The sequence below is a fragment of the Sphingomonas sp. M6A6_1c genome (genome assembly GCF_053345135.1).
This window is the reverse complement of record NZ_JBKEZO010000004.1, coordinates 338,929-357,431: the sequence shown is the minus strand read 5'-3', so window position 1 is coordinate 357,431 and position 18,503 is coordinate 338,929. Positions and strand designations below refer to the sequence as shown.

Annotated in this window: 18 protein-coding genes; 12 read left to right on the top strand and 6 right to left on the bottom strand. The window is 67.7% G+C overall.

Translation table 11 applies throughout. From position 1 onward, the window contains the following. The first annotated feature begins 133 nt into the window (after nt 1-133). Together parC and ACLBWH_RS10315 are read left to right on the top strand one after the other, a co-directional pair. Nucleotides 134-2,386 (top strand): DNA topoisomerase IV subunit A, encoded by a 2,253-nt coding sequence (parC, locus tag ACLBWH_RS10320; RefSeq protein ID WP_447798623.1) that lies wholly within the window; start codon nt 134-136, stop codon nt 2,384-2,386. A 96-nt stretch (nt 2,387-2,482) separates the two neighbouring features. After that, entirely contained in the window at nt 2,483-4,168 is a 1,686-nt protein-coding gene (locus tag ACLBWH_RS10315) for a putative bifunctional diguanylate cyclase/phosphodiesterase (protein ID WP_447798621.1), read from the top strand. Here the strand turns inward: ACLBWH_RS10315 and ACLBWH_RS10310 are convergent. The 4 genes from ACLBWH_RS10310 to ACLBWH_RS10295 are packed head-to-tail and all read right to left on the bottom strand — an operon-like array spanning nt 4,093 to nt 7,025. Next, on the bottom strand, nt 4,093-5,307 hold the full coding sequence (locus ACLBWH_RS10310; protein WP_447798619.1) for a CCA tRNA nucleotidyltransferase: 1,215 nt from the start codon (nt 5,305-5,307) through the stop codon (nt 4,093-4,095). The genes ACLBWH_RS10315 and ACLBWH_RS10310 overlap by 76 nt on opposite strands. Then, the gene (locus tag ACLBWH_RS10305) at nt 5,301-5,894 is read right to left on the bottom strand and encodes a CoA pyrophosphatase (protein ID WP_322850122.1); all 594 of its coding nucleotides are present in this window, start codon (nt 5,892-5,894) and stop codon (nt 5,301-5,303) included. The genes ACLBWH_RS10310 and ACLBWH_RS10305 overlap by 7 nt, the downstream gene beginning before the upstream one ends. After that, on the bottom strand, nt 5,891-6,457 hold the full coding sequence (locus tag ACLBWH_RS10300) for a DUF1285 domain-containing protein (protein WP_447798618.1): 567 nt from the start codon (nt 6,455-6,457) through the stop codon (nt 5,891-5,893). The genes ACLBWH_RS10305 and ACLBWH_RS10300 overlap by 4 nt, the downstream gene beginning before the upstream one ends. 40 nt (nt 6,458-6,497) lie before the next feature. Continuing rightward, nucleotides 6,498-7,025 (bottom strand): GNAT family N-acetyltransferase, encoded by a 528-nt coding sequence (locus ACLBWH_RS10295; RefSeq protein ID WP_447798823.1) that lies wholly within the window; start codon nt 7,023-7,025, stop codon nt 6,498-6,500. 121 nt (nt 7,026-7,146) lie between these two features. On the opposite strand from ACLBWH_RS10295, the gene ACLBWH_RS10290 reads away from it, so the two are divergent. Beyond that, nucleotides 7,147-7,518: a dihydroneopterin aldolase gene (locus tag ACLBWH_RS10290; protein WP_447798616.1), complete on the top strand. Its 372-nt coding sequence runs from the start codon at nt 7,147-7,149 to the stop codon at nt 7,516-7,518. A 36-nt stretch (nt 7,519-7,554) separates the two neighbouring features. On the opposite strand, the gene ACLBWH_RS10285 is transcribed toward ACLBWH_RS10290, so the two are convergent. Further along, complete coding sequence (locus tag ACLBWH_RS10285; RefSeq protein ID WP_447798614.1) at nt 7,555-8,427, bottom strand: hypothetical protein; 873 nt, start codon at nt 8,425-8,427, stop codon at nt 7,555-7,557. 217 nt (nt 8,428-8,644) lie between these two features. Here ACLBWH_RS10285 and ACLBWH_RS10280 point away from each other — a divergent pair, with 217 nt between their 5' ends. The 6 genes from ACLBWH_RS10280 to ACLBWH_RS10255 all read left to right on the top strand — a co-directional run bounded on the left by ACLBWH_RS10280 (nt 8,645) and on the right by ACLBWH_RS10255 (nt 14,694). After that, a complete protein-coding gene (locus ACLBWH_RS10280) occupies nt 8,645-9,319 on the top strand; it encodes an energy transducer TonB (protein ID WP_447798612.1) in 675 nt (224 codons plus the stop codon). A 75-nt stretch (nt 9,320-9,394) separates the two neighbouring features. Continuing rightward, the gene (locus tag ACLBWH_RS10275; protein ID WP_322850117.1) at nt 9,395-10,189 is read left to right on the top strand and encodes a MotA/TolQ/ExbB proton channel family protein; all 795 of its coding nucleotides are present in this window, start codon (nt 9,395-9,397) and stop codon (nt 10,187-10,189) included. 92 nt (nt 10,190-10,281) lie between these two features. Continuing rightward, nucleotides 10,282-10,761, top strand: a complete 480-nt coding sequence (locus ACLBWH_RS10270) for an ExbD/TolR family protein (protein ID WP_038663274.1) — start codon at nt 10,282-10,284, stop codon at nt 10,759-10,761. A gap of 30 nt (nt 10,762-10,791) precedes the next feature. Beyond that, nucleotides 10,792-11,220, top strand: a complete 429-nt coding sequence (locus tag ACLBWH_RS10265; protein ID WP_038663270.1) for an ExbD/TolR family protein — start codon at nt 10,792-10,794, stop codon at nt 11,218-11,220. 1,181 nt (nt 11,221-12,401) lie between these two features. Then, nucleotides 12,402-14,261, top strand: a complete 1,860-nt coding sequence (locus ACLBWH_RS10260) for an ABC transporter ATP-binding protein (protein ID WP_322850115.1) — start codon at nt 12,402-12,404, stop codon at nt 14,259-14,261. 88 nt (nt 14,262-14,349) lie between these two features. Further along, nucleotides 14,350-14,694, top strand: a complete 345-nt coding sequence (locus tag ACLBWH_RS10255; protein WP_447798609.1) for a tetratricopeptide repeat protein — start codon at nt 14,350-14,352, stop codon at nt 14,692-14,694. 245 nt (nt 14,695-14,939) lie between these two features. Here ACLBWH_RS10255 and dcd read toward each other — a convergent pair whose 3' ends face one another. Next, the gene (gene dcd / locus ACLBWH_RS10250) at nt 14,940-15,494 is read right to left on the bottom strand and encodes a dCTP deaminase (protein ID WP_322850113.1); all 555 of its coding nucleotides are present in this window, start codon (nt 15,492-15,494) and stop codon (nt 14,940-14,942) included. 87 nt (nt 15,495-15,581) lie between these two features. On the opposite strand from dcd, the gene ACLBWH_RS10245 reads away from it, so the two are divergent. The 3 genes from ACLBWH_RS10245 to ACLBWH_RS10235 all read left to right on the top strand — a co-directional run bounded on the left by ACLBWH_RS10245 (nt 15,582) and on the right by ACLBWH_RS10235 (nt 18,435). Continuing rightward, nucleotides 15,582-16,043, top strand: a complete 462-nt coding sequence (locus tag ACLBWH_RS10245; RefSeq protein WP_447798607.1) for an NUDIX domain-containing protein — start codon at nt 15,582-15,584, stop codon at nt 16,041-16,043. Nucleotides 16,044-16,102: 59 nt separating this feature from the next. Continuing rightward, entirely contained in the window at nt 16,103-16,402 is a 300-nt protein-coding gene (locus ACLBWH_RS10240) for a putative quinol monooxygenase (protein WP_447798606.1), read from the top strand. A 383-nt stretch (nt 16,403-16,785) separates the two neighbouring features. After that, a complete protein-coding gene (locus tag ACLBWH_RS10235; RefSeq protein ID WP_447798604.1) occupies nt 16,786-18,435 on the top strand; it encodes an NAD(P)/FAD-dependent oxidoreductase in 1,650 nt (549 codons plus the stop codon). Nucleotides 18,436-18,503: the final 68 nt, after the last annotated feature.

Sequence of the window (18,503 nt, the reverse complement as noted above, 5' to 3'; positions counted from 1 at the left end):
CCCCGGCTCGAGGCCGGGGTGACGGAAGGTATGCACCCGATGCAAGCGGGTGCGACACCTGCCCGTGCCGCCCGCGTCAGCTCTTCACCCCCGCCCGTTGCCGTTTAGACCCCCACGGACTAGTGTTCCCGATATGGCCACCGACTTTCAGGAACCCCCGATCGGCATCCTCGATGCGCCGTTCGATACCGCGCTGTCCGATCGCTATCTGGTCTATGCGCTGTCGACGATCACCGCGCGGTCGCTGCCCGACGTGCGCGACGGGCTGAAGCCCGTCCACCGGCGGCTGCTGTGGGCGATGCGGCTGCTGAAACTCGATCCGAGTCAGGGCTATAAGAAATGCGCGCGGGTCGTCGGCGACGTCATCGGCAAATATCACCCGCATGGCGACCAGTCGGTCTACGACGCGATGGTCCGCCTCGCGCAGACCTTCTCGCTGCGCTATCCGCTCGTCGACGGGCAGGGCAATTTCGGCAATATCGACGGCGATAACGCCGCCGCCTATCGCTATACCGAGGCGCGGCTGACGCAGGTCGCGATCGACCTGATGGACGGGCTCGACGAGGATGCCGTCGCCTATCGGCCGACGTATAACGGCGAGGATCAGGAGCCCGAGCTGTTCCCCGGCCTGTTCCCCAACCTCCTCGCCAACGGCGCGAGCGGGATCGCGGTGGGCATGGCGACGAGCATCCCGCCGCACAATGCCGCCGAATTGCTCGATGCGGCGATCATGCTGGTCGACAAGCCCGACGCGCCCGACACCGCGGTGCTCGACTTCGTCAGGGGGCCCGATTTCCCGACCGGCGGGCTGGTGGTCGATCCGGCGGCGGTGATCGCGGAAAGCTATGCGACGGGCCGCGGCAGCTTCCGCGTCCGCGCGCGCTGGGACATCGAGCGCGAAAAGGGCGGCGGCTGGCAGTTGGTGGTCAGCGAGATTCCGTATGGCGTGCAGAAGGGCAAGTTGATCGAGCAGATCGCGGGCCTGATCAACGACAAGAAGTTCCCGATCCTCGCCGACGTGCGTGACGAATCGGACGCCGAGGTGCGGATCGTGCTCGAACCGCGCAGTCGCACCGTCGATCCGCAGGTGCTGATGGACGGCCTGTTTCGCTTCTCCGATCTGGAGACGCGGATCAGCCTCAACCTCAACGTGCTCGACAAGGATCGCACGCCGCGGGTGATGTCGCTCGGCGGCGCGCTCAAGGCCTGGGTCGAGCATCAGTTCGTCGTCCTCGAACGGCGCACCCGCCACCGGCTCGGCAAGATCGCCGACCGGATCGAATTGCTCGACGGCTATCTCATCGCCTATCTCAACCTCGACCGGGTGATCGAGATCATCCGCACCGAGGACGAGCCCAAGGCGGTGATGATGGAGGAATTCCGCCTGACCGACCGGCAGGCGGAGGCGATCCTCAACATGCGGCTGCGCAGCCTGCGCCGGCTGGAAGAGTTCGAAATCCGCGGCGAGCGCGACAAGCTCGACAAGGAGCAGGCCGAGCTGGAAGGGTTGCTCGCCGATCCCGCCAAGCAGAAACGGCGGATGAAGCGCGACCTCAAGAAGGTGCGCGACCGCTACGGCCCCGAGACGGCGCTCGGCGCGCGGCGGACGACGATCGAGGAGGCGGCGCCGACCCGCGACATCCCGCTGGAGGCGATGATCGAGCGCGAGCCGATCACCGTGATCCTGTCGCAGCGTGGCTGGATCCGCGCGATGAAGGGCCATGGCGATCTGGCGTCAGCCGAGACGCTCAAGTTCAAGGAAGGCGACGGCCCCGCCTTCGCCTTCCACGCGCAGACCACCGACAAATTGCTGCTGGCGGCGGAGAACGGGCGGTTCTTCACGCTGGCGGCGGACAAATTGCCCGGCGGGCGCGGCTTCGGCGAGCCGGTGCGCGCGATGATCGACCTCGACGGATCGATCGGCGTCGTCGCCTTCCTCAACGCGCGGGGGCAGGAGCAATTGCTGATCGCTGCCACCGACGGCCGCGGCTTCCGCGTGCCGGTGGCGGAGGTGATCGCCGAGACGCGCAAGGGCAAGACGGTGATGACGCCCAAGGTCGGCGCCAAGCTGCTGATCGTCCGCCCGGTCGCGCCCGATGCGGATTATGTCGCGGCGATCGGCGACAATCGCAAATTCCTCGTCTTCCCGATCGCCGAGCTGCCGGTGATGACGCGCGGGCAGGGCGTGCAATTGCAGCGCTTCCGCGAAGGCAATCTGTCCGACGCCACCACCTTCGTCTTCGCGGAAGGGATGAGCTGGCCAATGGGCGGCGATTCGGGGCGGACGCGCACGGAAAGCGACCTGTCGCTCTGGCGCACCGCGCGCGGCGCCGCAGGTCGAACGCCGCCGACCGGCTTCCCGCGGGACAATCGGTTCGGGGGGTAGAAACCGATTTTCATCTACGGATGATACGTGCTGATATATATCAATATGAACGTATACTTTCAGGGCGCTTTAACGAACGGCGTCTAAAACATGGATATGGCCACCGCTTCGCCTGACCTGTCGTCCATCACGCGCGCCGCGCGGGAGCTGTTCGAGCGCGATCTCGAGCTGATCCCGATTCCGACGGTGCAGGTCGTGCGCGATGGCGACGGGTTCGACTTTCTCGCGGTCAATCGCGCCTATCGGCTGGCCGGGCTGGGGGTGATCGCCGACCGGTCGCCGATGCTGGCGCTGCTCGGCAGCCGCATCGACGCCTTCCTGCGCACCACCGACCTGCGGATCGATTTCGACTGGTCGATCGGCCAGGTGATCGATTCGCGTTACTATCGCGTCACCATCGCGCGGCCGACGCCGACGCTGCGCGACCGGTGCCAGATCGCGTTCATCGACCTCACCGCGCAAATCCACACCGAACGCTCGCTGCGCCGCGAGATGACCACCGACAGCCTGACCGGCCTGCCCAATCGGGAAGGCTTCAGCGACATGATCGAGGCGGTGCAGGCGGAGCGGAGCTGCCATGCGGTGCTGGTCATCGACATCGATCGCTTCGGGCGGCTCAACGCCTGCCTCGGCGGCCTCGCCGGCGACGAATTGCTGATCACCGTCGCGCGGCGGATCAAGGGCGTGCTGCGCGCGCGCGATTCGCTCGCGCGGATCGGCGGCGACGAATTCGGCATCCTGATGGCGGTGGACGACGATCCCGCCGAGGCCAACCGCCTCGCCGAGCGCATCCGCTCCGCGCTGTCGGCGCCGTTCCGGCTGAGCGATTACGAGATCGGCGTCGAATGTTCGATCGGCATCGCTTACGGCAATGACGCGATCGACGACGTCGAGGAATTGATCCGCAACGCGCAATTCGCGGTCAAGCGCGCCAAGACCGGGCGCCAGGTCGAAAGCTATCAGACGCAGGCGTTCACGCTGGCGCGCGAGCAATTCGCGATGGAGACGGCGCTGCGCCGCGCGATCGACGACCGGCAACTGCGCCTCGCCTTCCAGCCGATCTGCGATCTGGCGACGGGCGCGGTGGTGTCGTTCGAGGCGCTGGCGCGCTGGCGCGATCCGCAGGGCGTCGAGCATATGCCGAGCGACTTCATCCCGGTCGCCGAGGAATCGGGGCTGATCGTGCCGCTCGGCCGCTGGGCGATGGACGAGGCGGCGCGGACGCTGCGCTGGTGGGACGAGGAATGCGGCGGCAACTGCGGCATGCGCGTCGCGGTCAACCTGTCGGCGATCCAGATGCAGCGCGACGACATCACCCCGGTGGTGGAGGCGGCGCTGATCCGCCACGATCTTGCCGGCGAACGGTTCGTGCTGGAGCTGACCGAGAGCGCGATCGTCACCGACCCGGATCGGATCGCCGGGATCATGCACGGGCTGAAGGCGCTCGGCACGACGCTGGCGATGGACGATTTCGGCACGGGCTATTCCAACCTCGCCTATCTGCAGAAGCTGCCGATCGACATCCTCAAGATCGACCGCAGCTTCGTCTCCGGCATGCTCGCCGACCGCGACAAGATCGCGATCGTGCGCGCGGTGCTGAGCCTGGCGCAGGCGCTGGGCATGCGGACGACGGCGGAGGGAATCGAGAGCAACGAGCTGGCGCAGACGCTGGCGGCGCTGGGTTGCACCTATGGCCAGGGTTATCTTTATGCGCGGCCGCTGGAAGCCTCGGATGCGCTGGCGATGGTCCTCGCGGCGCGGACCGCTTCGTCGGCGAGCTGAGCGACGCGGGTCTCGTCGGGGAAACCCTCGGCGATCCATGACGTCTCGATCCCGCGCAGCACCGCCGCCACGTCCGGCCCCCTGCGCAGGCCGCGCTCCACCAAGCCACCGCCGCCGATCGGCAGCGCCGGCGGCGTCCAGTCGCGAAGCGGCGCGACGTCCGCGCCGGCGAGCAGCAACCGGTCGATCGCACTCGTCATGCCGACGCGATAGGCGAGCGCGCGCGGACCTTCGTCGCCGGGACCCTGGTGGGCGGCGACCAGCCGCTTGCGATCGGCGTTCGACAGTTTGAGCCGCGCGCCGACGCTCTCCGCGGTGTCGGGCGGGAGCAGCGCGGCGAGGCGGCGGATCGCGTCGGGGGCGACGCCGGCGGCGGCCTCGCGGGCGGCGAGCGTCGCGAGCAGGCCGGCATCGGCGATCTCGGGCAGCACCGCGCGGAAGATGCCGCGGTCGATCATCAGCGCGATCACCGGCACCGCATGGCGCGCGACGAGCAATTTGAGCAATTCGGCGGCGATCCGCTCGCGCGACAGCGCCATCAGGTCGTTGGCGCGCGCGGTACAGGCGTCGAGCCCCTCCGCATCGATCGCGGTCTGATCGGCGGCGCCGAACCGCGCGTGGAAGCGGAAGAAGCGCAGGATGCGCAGATGATCCTCGGCAATGCGGCGATAGGCGTCGCCGATGAAGCGGACGCGGCCGGCGTCGAGATCGGCGAGCCCGCCGAAATAATCGATCACCGCGCCGCTTGCCGGATCGGCGTAGAGCGCGTTCATCGTGAAGTCGCGGCGTGCGGCATCGTCCTGCCAGACGTCGGTGAAGGCGACGACCGCGTGGCGGCCATCGGTCGAGACGTCGTGGCGCAGCGTCGTCACCTCGATCGGGCCGTCGGGCAGCACCGCGGTGATCGTGCCGTGCGCGAGGCCGGTCGGCACCGCACGGATATCCGCCGCCTTGAGCCGTGCGAGCACATCCTCGGGCAGCAGGCGGGTGGCAAGGTCGATGTCGGCGGGATCGAGGCCGAGCAACGTGTCGCGCACGACGCCGCCGACCAGCCGCGTCTGTTCGGGGCCGCCGAGCGCGTCGATCAGCGCGGCGAAGCCGTCGCGCGCGGCGATCCGGTCGAGCGGCAGCGTCACCATGCCAGCCGCCGCGACAGGTTGACGATCATCGCCGCGGTCGCGCCCCAGATGCGGCGGTCCTGCCAAAGGATCTCGTAATAATGGCGGGTGCGGCCGCGCCATTCGGCGCTGCCCTGGACCTGATTGGCGGGATCGAGCAGGAAATCGAGCGGCACCTCGAAGACGCTGGCGACCTCCGCCTCGCTGGCGACGAGCGGCACGTCGGCGGGGACGATGCCGAGCACCGGCGTCACCGTATAACCGGTGATCGTGCGATAGCGGTCGACCGCGCCGATCACCTGCACCTGCGTGCGGGGCAGAGCGATCTCCTCCTCCGCCTCGCGCAATGCGGCGGCGACCGCATCCTCGCCGGGGTCGAGCCGGCCTCCGGGGAAGGCGATCTGGCCGGCGTGGTGGCGCAGCGTGTCGGTGCGCTGGGTGAGCAGCACGCCCGGCCGCGCGCGATCGGTCACCGCGACGAGCACCGCCGCGGGGGTGAGATCGGCCTCGTCGCGGCCCTCCAGCTCGCGGTCGTCGCCGGTCAGCAGGACCGGGCTGGTGCGGTTGCCGTCTTCCCATGCACGCACCAGCCGTTCGGCCAGGCTCATGCGGCGGGTTCCAGCGGGAAGAAGGCGCCACCGCTCCACACGCCGGGCCGCTCGGCGTCACCGGCGAGCGCGCGTTCGGCGAGTTCGTAATAGACCGGCCGCGCGACCAGCGCCTCCAGCCCGCCGCGGACGTGGAGATAGGGGCGGGGGCCGTCCGTGCCCTCGGTGAAGCGCAGGGGGTGATCGGGGCCGGCGGTGACGAGATCGCCGGTGTTGAGCCGGAAGGCGAGGCGCGCGTCGGCGCGTTCGCCCTCCGCCTTCATCTCGACCGCGACGAAGGGCGCGTCCTCGACCGCGATGTCGAGCTTCTCGACCGGGGTGACGAGGACGTAGCGGCCGTCGGGCTCGCGGCGCAGGATCGTCGAGAACAGCCGCACCATCGCCGGCCGGCCGATCGGCGATCCCTGGTGATACCAGGTCCCGTCGCGCGCGATGCGCATCTCGCTGTCGCCGCAATGCGACGGCGTCCATTGCTCGACCGGCGGCAGCCGCCGCTGTTCGACCAGCGTCGCTATCTCGGCGAGGCTGAGGCTGGCGAGATCGGGAAGCTCCTCCATCGGCATCGCCGCGAGGTAGGCGCTCCGGGTGCCGGCGTAAAGGCGCTCAGGCCCCCGCCGGGATCGCCGGGATCGCCGGGCCGAGCTGGCCGGCGATCGCCGGCACCCGATCGCCGCGCGACAGCAGCCGGTGGCGCTCGACCGGGCCGGGCAGGCGCCAGTCGGCGGTGCGGCTGGCGTCGAACGCGAAGAAGCGGCCGTAATATTCGGGATCGCCGATCAGCATCAGCACGTCGTCCAGCCCCTCGGCCTGCGCGGCGTCGAGCGCGCGGCGCATCAACTGGCGGCCGATGCCGTCGCGCTGGCGGCCGGGTTCGACCGCGACCGGGCCGATCATCACCAAAGGATGCGCCGCGCCGTCGTCGCCGTGGAGCAGGATCGGCCAGCATTGGATCGTGCCGATCAGCGCGCCGTCCTCGACCGCGGCGAGGCTGAGCGCGGCGATCGGCAGCGCACTGCCGCGCACCTTATAGGCGGTGCGGCGGTGGCGATCCGGCCCGAACGCGCGATCGAGCAGCGCTTCGACGGCGGCATGGTCGACGGTGGCGAGCGGCACGAAGGCAGGCGCAGGCAGGGGCACGGGCGGGGGTCCTCACGTCCGGAACGGACGGGCGCGGCGCATGCGGCGGCGCCGCGCCGAACGCAATAGGCAATGCGATTGGCGCTTCGTGGTGTGGCTGCTACAGGCCCGCGCCATGCAAGACAGTCTTCAACTGGAGGTCCACGACCTCGAGGTCCAGGTGCTCACCGGTATCTATTCGGAGGAGACGCACCTGCCGCAGCCGCTGCGCATCGACCTGACGGTGGATCTCGCCTGCCCCGACCATTTCGCGCCGGATACGCCGCTGTCGGCGTCGAAGAACTATCTCGACCTCAAACATGCCGCGACCGGGGCCTTGCCCGAGGGACTGCATTTCACGCTGATCGAGGCGGTGGCGGACCATATCTGCGAGACGCTGTTCCTCACCGACCCGCGGGTGCTGCGCGTCAGGGTCAAGATCGTCAAGCTGGCGATCGCCGAGGCGGGGGAGTCGATCGGGATCACCTTGGTCCGCCACCGCCGCTGACAGCCGGGGTCCCGTGCGGCGCGATCCGTCCCGCGGTTACTGGCGGATCGTCCGCGTCCGCCGGCATGGCCCGAGCTGTTGCAGGACATAGCCATAATCCTCGCGCGCGAGCGTCGCGTCCGACGCGGCGAGCGACGCGGTGCTGCGCTCGGGCAGTTCGGCGGGCAGCGCGCAGGCGAGGCGATACCAGAGCAGGGTGTCGCGCGCCGGCGGGGCGGCCGCCTCGTCGACGATCTCGGACAGGGCCACCGCCCAGCGCGGCTGTTCGCCGGGGCGGCGCAGCACGGTCAGCGACACCGGCGCGCCATTGGCGGTGGTCAGGAAAACCTGCGTCTCGCCCTCGCCCGGCAAGGCGCCGGGGACGTGGAAGACGTTACCGATACCAGTGATCACCGGCGGCGCATCGGCGGCGACCAGCGCGGTCGCGATCGTGCGAATCCGCGCGTCGTCCGCGGGCGTCCAGACAATCTGCGCGTCCGGCGCGGCCAATTGTATCTGATCGGGACGCCCCACGACCGGGCGGCCGAACAGCAGCACCCTCAATTTCTTCAATTTGGGCAAACGGCCCGACGAATCGGGTGCAATATCCAAGAGATAGCCGATTCGTGGCGGCAATCCGCCGGTGCCGCGGACCAGCGCACCGAGATCAGCCTCGACATAATAACGCGTAAATCCAGGAGCTACGCCCAATGCGTCGGCGCCTTTGAGGCGCACCGCCGAGCGGATCGTCGCGTCGGCGATGACCGGGGAGGCGATCACCAGATCGGTGAGGTCGGCATAACTGATACCGCTCCCAATATTCGCTGAACCCACGGAAATCGGGGCGCTTTGGCCCAGAATCGCGGCGGCGGCGGGCGATGCGGTGAGCGCGACGGCGGCGAGCAGGGCGGAGCGGAATCGCGGTATCATGCCGAAATCGCTAGCCGAATGCACCTGAACGATACAGAAATAAAAGTGTCGCTAAACGATTGTACGTTTGTTGCGTCCGACAAAGCGTTTGCGCGGCGGGAAACGGGGCGATAGGGTTTGCGGACTGTCACACACGGCGCCAGCCGGGGCAGGGACCTACGCGCGCTCTTCCCCCGGGCGCTGCGAGGACCGAGAGATTAGGGAGTGTCGTTGCTGAATGGCCTATGCTGACCAGAAGATGTCCGGTGGCAGGGTGGTCGCGATCGTCATCGTCGTGCTCATCCATGCGGCGCTGGGCTACGCCTTCGTCACCGGGCTCGCGTACCAATACGTGAAAAAGGCCCAAGAAAAACTTAACACGTTCGACGTGGAGGAGCCGCCTCCCCCGCCGCCGGACGAGCCGCCGCCCCCGCCGCCCGATACGCCGATGACGCCGCCCCCCGTGGTGTCGCCGCCGCCGATCGTGCAGAATCCGAATCCGCCGCCCGTGGTGATCCAGACGGTTTCGACGCCGCCGCCCGCCGTCAATCTGACGCCGATCGCCGCGCCGCCTGCACCGCCGGCTCCGCCTGCGCCGCCGGCCGTCTCGACGGTCAGCAAGGCAGCGGGTGCCAAGGGCAATCCCGCGGACTGGATCACGAACGACGATTACCCGCCGAGCTCGCTGCGTAACAACGAGGAAGGCACCAGCGTAATCGCCTGGACGATCAATGCGCAGGGGCGCGTCGAAAACTGCCACACCACCCAGTCGAGCGGTTCGACCGCGCTGGACCGGGCGGCATGTGCCGCGATCACCCGGCGGGGACGTTACTCCCCGGCGACCGACGTGGCCGGCAACCCGCTCGCGACCACCCAGTCGCGGCGCGTGGTCTGGAAGATCCCGAAGGAATGATGCGGTCTCCGCCCGCCGCGACGGCGGGCGGATCCTCCCCGAACTTCTACACCGTTTGATAAGGACGAAATTCCAATGCTCACCACCATTCTCGCGGCCGGCGGCACCGCGGCAGCCGAAAACCAGTTCGGCCTCCAGGCCGCTCTGAAGGAAGGCGGCCTCATCTCGCAGTCGGTGTTCACGATCCTCGTGATCATGTCGATCGTGTCGTTCTACATCCTGTTCTCGAAGCTGTTCGAGCAGCAGAAGATCATCAACCAGGCCAAGCGCGTCCGTCAGGGCTTCTGGAGCTCGCCGAACCTGCGCGAAGGCGCCGCCAAGCTCGACAAGAACTCGGCGTACAAGCAGCTCGTCGACGACGGCCTGCAGGCGCAGGACCAGCACGCCAAGCTGACCGATCCGGTCGAGGCGCACGACTGGCTGCACGGTTCGCTCGCCCGCTCGGAAGCAGCGATCAACTCGAAGCTGGGCGGCGGTCTCGCCTTCCTCGCGACGGTCGGCGCGACCGCGCCGTTCATCGGCCTGTTCGGTACCGTGGTCGGCATCTACCGCGCGCTGATCAAGATCGGTGCGTCGGGCGATCCCTCGATCGACAAGGTCGCCGGTCCGGTCGGTGAGGCGCTCATCATGACCGCACTCGGCCTGGTCGTCGCGGTTCCCGCGGTGCTCGCCTACAACTGGCTGCAGCGTCGCAACAAGTCGATCGCGGAAGACCTGTCGGCCTTCTCGAACGACGTGCTGGGCTTCCTCGCCTCGAACGGTGCGGTCAAGCCGACGGTCGCCGGTGCGCCGGTCGCCAAGGCTCCGGTGAAGCCGGCAGCGGCAACCACGACCGCCGGCCAGACCGGTGGCGTGCAGACCCGCCCGTAACGATAAGGCTGCGGGGCCGCCTTCGGGTGGCCCCGCGACCAGCCGGCGACGTTCGGTCGCCGGCTAGATTGAATGGATAGGATAGCTCGCACATGGCGATGAGCGCTGGCGGAGGAGGAGGTTCCTCCGAAAAACCCTTGTCGGACATCAACACCACGCCTCTCGTGGACGTGATGCTGGTGCTTCTGATCATCTTCCTGATCGCCGTTCCGGTGGCGATCCAGACGGTCAAGGGCATCGTCCTGCCCAAGGTCCGTTTCGATCCGACGACGACCAAGCCCGAGAACGTCCTGCTGTCGGTGACGACCAAGCCGGACGGCAGCTGCCTGGTCTATTGGGGCACGTCGCCGATCACCAGCAAGGACCTGCTGACCCGCGCGGTCGACAAGCTCAAGCTGGAGATCGATCGTCAGGGTGGCGCAGGCAACCCCGATCTCGAACTGCCGGAAGTCCATATCCGCGGTGACGTGAACACCCCCTACAAGTGCATCGGCGGCACGGTCTACACGATGCAGCAGGCCGGCTTCGCCAAGGTCGGCTTCATTTCGCAGCCGCCGCCCGCGGGTGGCTAATCCGCCCCGCCCGACCCAGGAGTATCTGACATGGCAATGAGTGGTGGCTCGGAAGATGGCGAGCCGATGATGGAAATGAACACGACGCCGTTGATCGACGTCATGCTCGTGCTCCTCATCATGTTCATCATCACGCTTCCCATCCCGACGCATGCGGTCAAGGTCGATCTGCCGGTCAATGACCCGCGGAACGTCAAGCCGCCGGTCGATCCGCAGAAGAACAAGATCATCATCGATGCCGCCGGCACGGTGTCTTGGAACGGCGTTCCCGTCGACGAGGTGACGCTGCGCACCTATCTCGACGCCGCTGCGGCGATCAACCCGGAACCGGAGCTGCACTTCCAGCCCGATCCGGCGGCGAAGTACGACAAGGTCGACCAGACGCTGGCGGTGATCAAGCGCTCGGCGGTGACCAAGCTCGGTTTCATCGGCAACGAACAATATCGCAACGACTTCTGATCGCGATCGGATGACGGATGACAGGGGCGGTTCCGCAAGGAGCCGCCCTTTTTGCGTTCAGGGGCGGGCGTTTCTAAGACTCGCGATGCCGTGCGGGCGGGGTTTCTGGTTCGGCCACCAAGGTGAGCGTCGTCGGAGCAATTCTGATATCGGACGGCAGAACGAGGCGTCGAAAAGAAGGATTGTTCGCGCGGAGGACGCGGAGGACGCGGAGGGGCAGCGCACCCGGTGGCCTCACTTACATCATGGGCCGTAGGAAGAGTCTCAGCAGCGCCGAACGCACCATCCCTTCGCGCCTTCGCGCCTTCGCGCGACATGATCTTTTCTATGTGCTCCCGCAGGCTCTACGGCGATCTAGGCGGGATCGACATTCACCGTCGTAACGTCAGGACCCGCCCTTTTGCGTATGGGGGCGGTGGGATCGGTAGGAGTGTTGCCGCGGGCGGGGTTCGAGCAATGCCGTACAAGCGGGAGTGTCCCGCAGCGCGGCATCAAGCTAGGCAACATCCGAGCGATTTGGCACGGGGCGGCATAACGAGGTGTCGTAAAGAAGATTGTTCGCGCGGAGGCGCGGAGGACGCAGAGGTGATGCGTTTGCCGTGGTCGTGGACCGATACTTCGGTCCATTATGACGGGTGAGGCCCCCGTGGGCGCTACATCTCCGCGTCCTCCGCGCCTCTGCGTGACACCATCCTTCTTTTGAAAGCTGCGATGGGCGCGACGGCGATCGGGCCTGATATCGGTGAGGATGCGCCTGGGGGCGGGGCCGGGCCGCGCAGGGGTCGCCGGCGGGTTGGCTCGGTGAACCGGAGAATGTCGTCGCGGTGGTGCGCTTCCTCGCCGGTGAAGGATCGTGCGACGTCAACGGCGTCGAAATGTCCGTCGACGGCGGGTTGGCGCAGATCTGAGTGCAGTGTCTGCGGGAGGTGTCGGCGTCGGTCGGGCGGGTGGTCGAGCTGCAATTATCGTCGCTCTGCTTGGCCCTGGGTTCCGGCGTTCGCCGGAACACGGTTGGGGTGCGGATCGGGCTGGATCGGGGCGATATAGAGCTGCGTGCCGTTCGCCCCGTCCGCCTCGTCTGATCCGGCACCTGTCCGGCCATTCCATCCCCTCGCCTCAACCGGATTGCCAAGATCGTTGCTGCGGCGCAACATCGGGTCATATCCGGGAGACTATCTGCCGTGCCCTATCTCCGCAGTCCGTTCCGGTTCCTGCTCCATTATATCCGCGTCCGTCCCTGGACCTTCCTGTTGCTCGGCCTGCTGGTCGCGGGCTCGTCGGTCAGTTCGATCGGGGTGCAATATGCGTTGAAGCTGCTGATCGATGCGATGACCGGCTCGGATCGCGTCCGTGCCGCCGTCTATACGTTTCTCGGCGTCTTCCTCGCTCTGGTGGTGGTGGAAAGCGCGTTGCAGCGTGCCGCGGCGCTGACGCTCGGTCATGCCACCGTAGTGTCGGGCGTCGATATCCGGCTCGACATGGTCGATTACCTGACCGGGCATCAGATGCCCTTCTTCCAGAACCAGCGCGCCGGCTCGCTCGGGCACCGCGTGTCGGGGCTGGCGGGGATCTTCGGCGCGATCGTCCACCGGTTGTTGCAGGAGGTGACGCCGCCGCTGATCGCCTTCGTCGGCGCGATGATCATCTTCGTCAGCATCGATCCGGGCATGGCGCTGGTGCTCGGCATCGTGTTCGTGATCGTCACCGTCGTTCTGGTGGCGCTGGGGTTGCAGGGGCACGTCCACCACAAGGCGTTCGCCGAACATGCCGGCACCGTCGGCGGCGAGCTGGTCGATCTGATCGGCAACATCTGGGTGGTGAAGGCCTTTGCGGCGCACCGCCGCGAATTGTCGCGGTTGCAGGGCTTCCTCGACGACGAGGCGAGCGCGCAGCGGCGCGGCTGGTTCTTCGTCGAGCAGATGCGCGGGCTGCACGATCTCGCGCTGGCGATCCTGGTCGGCGGCACGTTGATCTGGGCGATCGGCCGCTGGTCGGCGCATGCGATATCGACCGGCGACGTCGTCGTGATCAGCACGATGACGTTCCGCATCCTCCACGGTTCGCGCGACCTCGCGATGGCGCTGATCGATACCAGCCAGCAGTTCAGCTATCTGCGCGAGACGCTCGACATCATCGGCGTACCGCAGACGTTGAGCGATGCGGAGCAAGCCGCCCGGCTGCGCGTCGGCGAGGGGCGGGTGGAGCTGTCGCACGTCACCTTCGGCTACGATCCGTCGCATCCGGTGCTGCACGATCTGTCGCTGGTCATCCCGGCGGGGCAGAAGGTCGGCATCGTCGGCCCATCGGGCGCGGGCAAATCGTCGCTGCTCCAGCTCATCCAGCGGTTCCACGATCCGCAGGGCGGCCATGTCGCGATCGACGGCCAGGATATCCGCGAGGTGACGCAGGAGAGTCTGCGCGATGCGCTCGCGGTGGTGCCGCAGGAGGTGATGCTGTTCCACCGCTCGGTGATGGAGAATATCCGCTTCGCCAAGCCGGATGCGAGCGACGAGGAGGTCTATCGCGCCGCGCAGACTGCCGGCTGCGACGATTTCATCCGCCGCCTGCCGCACGGCTATGACAGTATCGTCGGTGAGCGCGGCACCAATCTGTCGGGCGGGCAGCGCCAGCGGATCGGCATCGCGCGCGCCTTCCTCAAGAACGCGCGCGTCGTGCTGCTCGACGAGGCAACCTCGGCGCTCGATTCCGAGTCGGAGCTCGAGGTGCAGAACGGGCTGGAGGCGCTGATCGAGAACCGGACGGTGATCGCGGTGGCGCATCGCCTGTCGACGATCGCCGGCTTCGACCGCGTCGTCGTGCTGGTCGACGGCCGCGTCGTCGAGGACGGGCCGCCGCAGCATCTGCTCCGCCAGAAGGGCGGCGCGTTCCGGCAATTGTGGGTGATGCAGGTCGAGGGACTCGATCGCAGCACCGGCATTTCCGCCGCCGGCGAGCGGCTGCGCCACCTCTCGGATCGCAGCCGTGAGCATCTCGGCCGGATGGTCCGTAACGCCTGGCAGGGGGTGACCGAACGGAACTGAGCCGCCGCTTGCATCATTGTCTTCGAAGTGACACAACAGTGTCACAAAAATGAAACCTGCCGTTCAGGCGGGAGAAGGAGACGATGCAATGCGTATGATTGTCGCGACGATGCTGGCGGGTGCATGCCTGACGACGCCGGCACTGGCCACGGACCGGACGGGCTATCAGGCGATCGCTGCGGGGGATTTCACCGCGGCGGCGAAACGACTCGAAGCGGAGCGGCGGATTTTTCCGGATCGCCCCGAACTGATGCTGAATCTGGCGGTGGCCTATGCGCGGATCGGCCGCACCGCCGAGGCGCGGAGCCTGTACGACGACGTGTTGCGGCGGCCGGTGGTCGCGATGGATATGCCCGACGGCGCGGTGGTGTCGTCGCACGACGTCGCGACGCGGGGCCGGTCGCGGTTGCAGACGCAGATCGCGACGCGGTGAGCGCGCTGGTGCGTTCGGGTCAGTCCGAATGCACCGTCACCGCTGAACGAGTCGCGATTTCTGCGAAAACCGGCTCGTGACACTCCAAGTGTGTACCCCGGCGGAGGCCGGAGTCCAGTTGGGCGGAGTGTGTGATACCTTACCAAGGCTTTCCCGCCTGGGCCCCGGCCCTCGCCGGGGTACAGAAGGTGTTTTGCCAAGATCTCGAACGAGGCCGATGCGTAAAGGAGCGTCGTCCCGCCCCCTCAAAGCCGCGGCAGGGTGACCCCGCGCTGGCCCATATATTTGCCCGCGCGGTCCGCGTAGCTCACCTCGCACGGCTCGTTGCCGCGCAGGAACAGGAACTGGCACGCGCCCTCGTTGGCGTAGATCTTGGCCGGCAGCGGCGTCGTGTTCGAGAATTCCAGCGTGACATGCCCCTCCCAGCCGGGTTCGAGCGGGGTCACGTTGACGATGATCCCGCAGCGCGCATAGGTCGACTTGCCGAGGCAGATGACCAGCACGTCGCGCGGCACCCGGAAATATTCGACCGTGCGCGCCAGCGCGAAGCTGTTCGGCGGGATGATGCAGACGTCGGTCTTGCGGTCGACGAAGCTGTTCGAGGCGAAGTCCTTCGGGTCGACCAGCGCATTGTCGACGTTGGTGAAGATCTTGAACTCGTCGGCGACGCGCGCGTCGTAGCCGTAGGAGGACAGGCCGTAGCTGATGCAGCCTTCGCGGCGCTGGCTCTCGACGAACGGTTCGATCATCTGCTGGGTCAGCGCGGCCTCGCGGATCCAGCGGTCGGACAGGACGGACATTCGGCTTCCCCTTTGCCGCGCCTCTTCGCCGGTTCGGGGCGAGGAGGCAAGCTGGTCAGCGTGCGCGCCATTGCCTAAGCTGAGGCGATGCGCCCGCTGATCGACCTCGCCCACCGCACGCGCCGCCGGACGATGGCGCTGCTCGGCTGGCGGACCAAGGGCGTGAAGGTGATGGCGTTCGATCCCGGTGGCCGGCTGTTGCTGGTGCGGCATCGGTATGGCCGGTCGGACCTGTGGATGCTGCCGGGGGGCGGCATCGGCCGGCGCGAGGCGCCCGCTGCCGCCGCGGTGCGCGAGCTGGCGGAGGAGACCGGCTGCGTCCTCGCCGATGTGGTGGCGGTGGCCCGCTACGAGGCGCGCGCGGAGGGACGGCGCGACACCGTCTTCCTGTTCCGCGGGACGACCGGCGATCCTCCGGTGGCGGATGCGGTCGAGCTGGCCGAGGCGCGGTTCTTCGCACTCGATGCGCTGCCCGATGCGGTTTCGCCAGCGACCGCGCGGCGGATCGCCGAACATCGCGGCGTCGCGGCACCGGATGGTCGCTGGTAGGCTTGCCGCCCCGGCGAAACGCGCCCACGTCGTTCGCTCGCAGCACAGGGACAGAAGCTATGACAATCAAGGTGATCGCATTCGTCACGGTGAAGCCGGGGCAGGAAGACGCATTCGTCGCCGCGGCGAAGATCTGCGTCGCGGCATCGCGCGCCGAGCCGGGAACGCTGCATTACGAGCTGTGGCGCGAGACAGAGGGCGCGCGGCGCTTCGTCTTCAACGAACTCTACGCCGATCAGGCGGCGGTGCAGGCGCATATGCAATCGGAGCATTTCAAGGCGTTCGGGATGGCGGCGCGCGATCTGGCGGCGGCACGGCCTGAGATCATCGTGACCGAGGCGGTGGACGTGGCGGGGTAGGGGCGGTCCGTTACCCCGGATTCTTTCGCGATCGCTGCGAACGTCAGTGCCTTGCGCCGGCGTTGTACCCCGGCGGAGGCCGGGGCCCAGTTGGGCGAGGGTTCGTAATGACTTACACCGGCTTTCCCAACTGGGCCCCGGCCTTCGCCGGGGTACATCCGGTGTTTTGCAGGGGTCTCGACCGGTTCCGGGGTCTCCGCGGCGAGGGCATATGCTCCAACGGCGAACGTACCCTTGCGACAAGGTGGGCCTTGGGGTGACGGTCCGTATGAGGAAGCCGCGCGAGCTTCGTCGTCTCGGCCGTGGGGATAAGTTGCCCGGGCCCGCAGCGGAACGCCCCAAGCGCCGCTGGCCGCAACCCCGCAAATCCGCTATCACGCGCCATGCTCCGCATCACCGAATTGAAGCTGCCCCTCAACCATCCGGAGGAGGCGCTGGCTGCCGCGATCCGCAACCGGCTGCGGATCACGCCGCGCGATCTGGTCCGGTACACCGTGGCGCGGCGGGCGCATGACGCGCGCGACAAGATGGACATCCATTTCGTCTATTCTGTGGACGTTACGGTGAAGAACGAGGCGCCGCTGCTCGCCAAGTTCAAGCGCGACCGCCACGTCAATCCGACGCCCGACACCGGCTATCGCTTCGTCGCCAAGGCGCCCGCCGGTTACGCCGGGCCGCGCCCGATCGTGGTCGGTGCCGGGCCGTGCGGGCTGTTCGCCGGGCTGATCCTCGCGCAGATGGGCTTCCGGCCGATCATCCTCGATCGCGGCAAGGTGGTGCGCGAGCGGACCAAGGACACCTGGGGCCTGTGGCGGCGCAGCGAGCTCAACCCCGAATCGAACGTGCAGTTCGGCGAGGGCGGCGCCGGCACCTTCTCCGACGGCAAATTGTGGAGCCAGATCAAGGACCCGCGCCATCTCGGCCGCAAGGTGCTGACTGAATTCGTCAAGGCCGGGGCGCCGCCCGAGATCCTCACCGAGGCGCATCCGCATATCGGCACGTTCCGCCTCGTCACGATGGTCGAGAGCATGCGTGCGAGCGTCGAGGCGCTGGGCGGCGAATATCGCTTCCAGCATCGCGTCGACGATCTGGAGATCGACACCGATGCGGCGGGCAACCGTCGCGTCGTCGCGCTTCGCCTGCAGACCGGTGAACGGCTGGCGGCCGAGGGGCCGGTGGTGCTCGCGCTGGGCCATAGCGCGCGCGACACCTTCCACGTGCTGCACGAACGCGGCGTGTTCCTCGAAGCCAAGCCGTTCTCGATCGGAGTGCGGATCGAGCATCCGCAAAGCTGGATCGACGAGGCGCGCTTCGGGCCGTGCGCGGGGCATCCCGATCTCGGCGCGGCGGCGTACAGCCTGTCGCACCACTGCAAGAACGGGCGGACGGTCTACAGCTTCTGCATGTGTCCGGGTGGTACGGTGGTCGCCGCGACCTCCGAGCCGGGGCGGGTCGCGACCAACGGCATGAGCCAATATTCGCGCAACGAGCGCAACGCCAATTCGGGGATCGTCGTCGGCATCGATCCGGCGCGCGACTATCCCGGTGATCCGCTCGCGGGGATCGCGTTGCAGCGGCATTGGGAAACGCGCGCGTTCGAGGTCGGCGGCGGCGGCTATATGGCACCCGCACAGCGACTGGGCGATTTCCTCGCCGGGCGGCCATCGACCAGATTGGGCAGCGTCATTCCGTCCTATCGGCCGGGCGTGCATCTCACCGACCTCGCGGCGTGCCTGCCCGATTTCGCAGTGACCGCGATGCGCGAGGCGCTGGTCGCGTTCGGGCAGCAGATCCCGGGCTACGATCACCCCGATGCGGTGATGACCGGGGTCGAGACGCGGACCTCTTCGCCGGTGCGGATCACGCGGGGGGACGATTTCCAGAGCGTCAACACCGCCGGCCTGTATCCGGCGGGCGAGGGGGCGGGTTATGCCGGCGGCATCCTGTCGGCCGCGGTCGACGGCATCAAGATCGCCGAAGCGGTGGCGCGGGATCTGATGGGGATGCGGCCGGCTCTGGCCGACGCGGCTTAGGCCAGATCGACATCCGTGCAATTCCTCCCCCTGGCGGGGGAGGAATTTCAACAGACTGAGCGTCGACC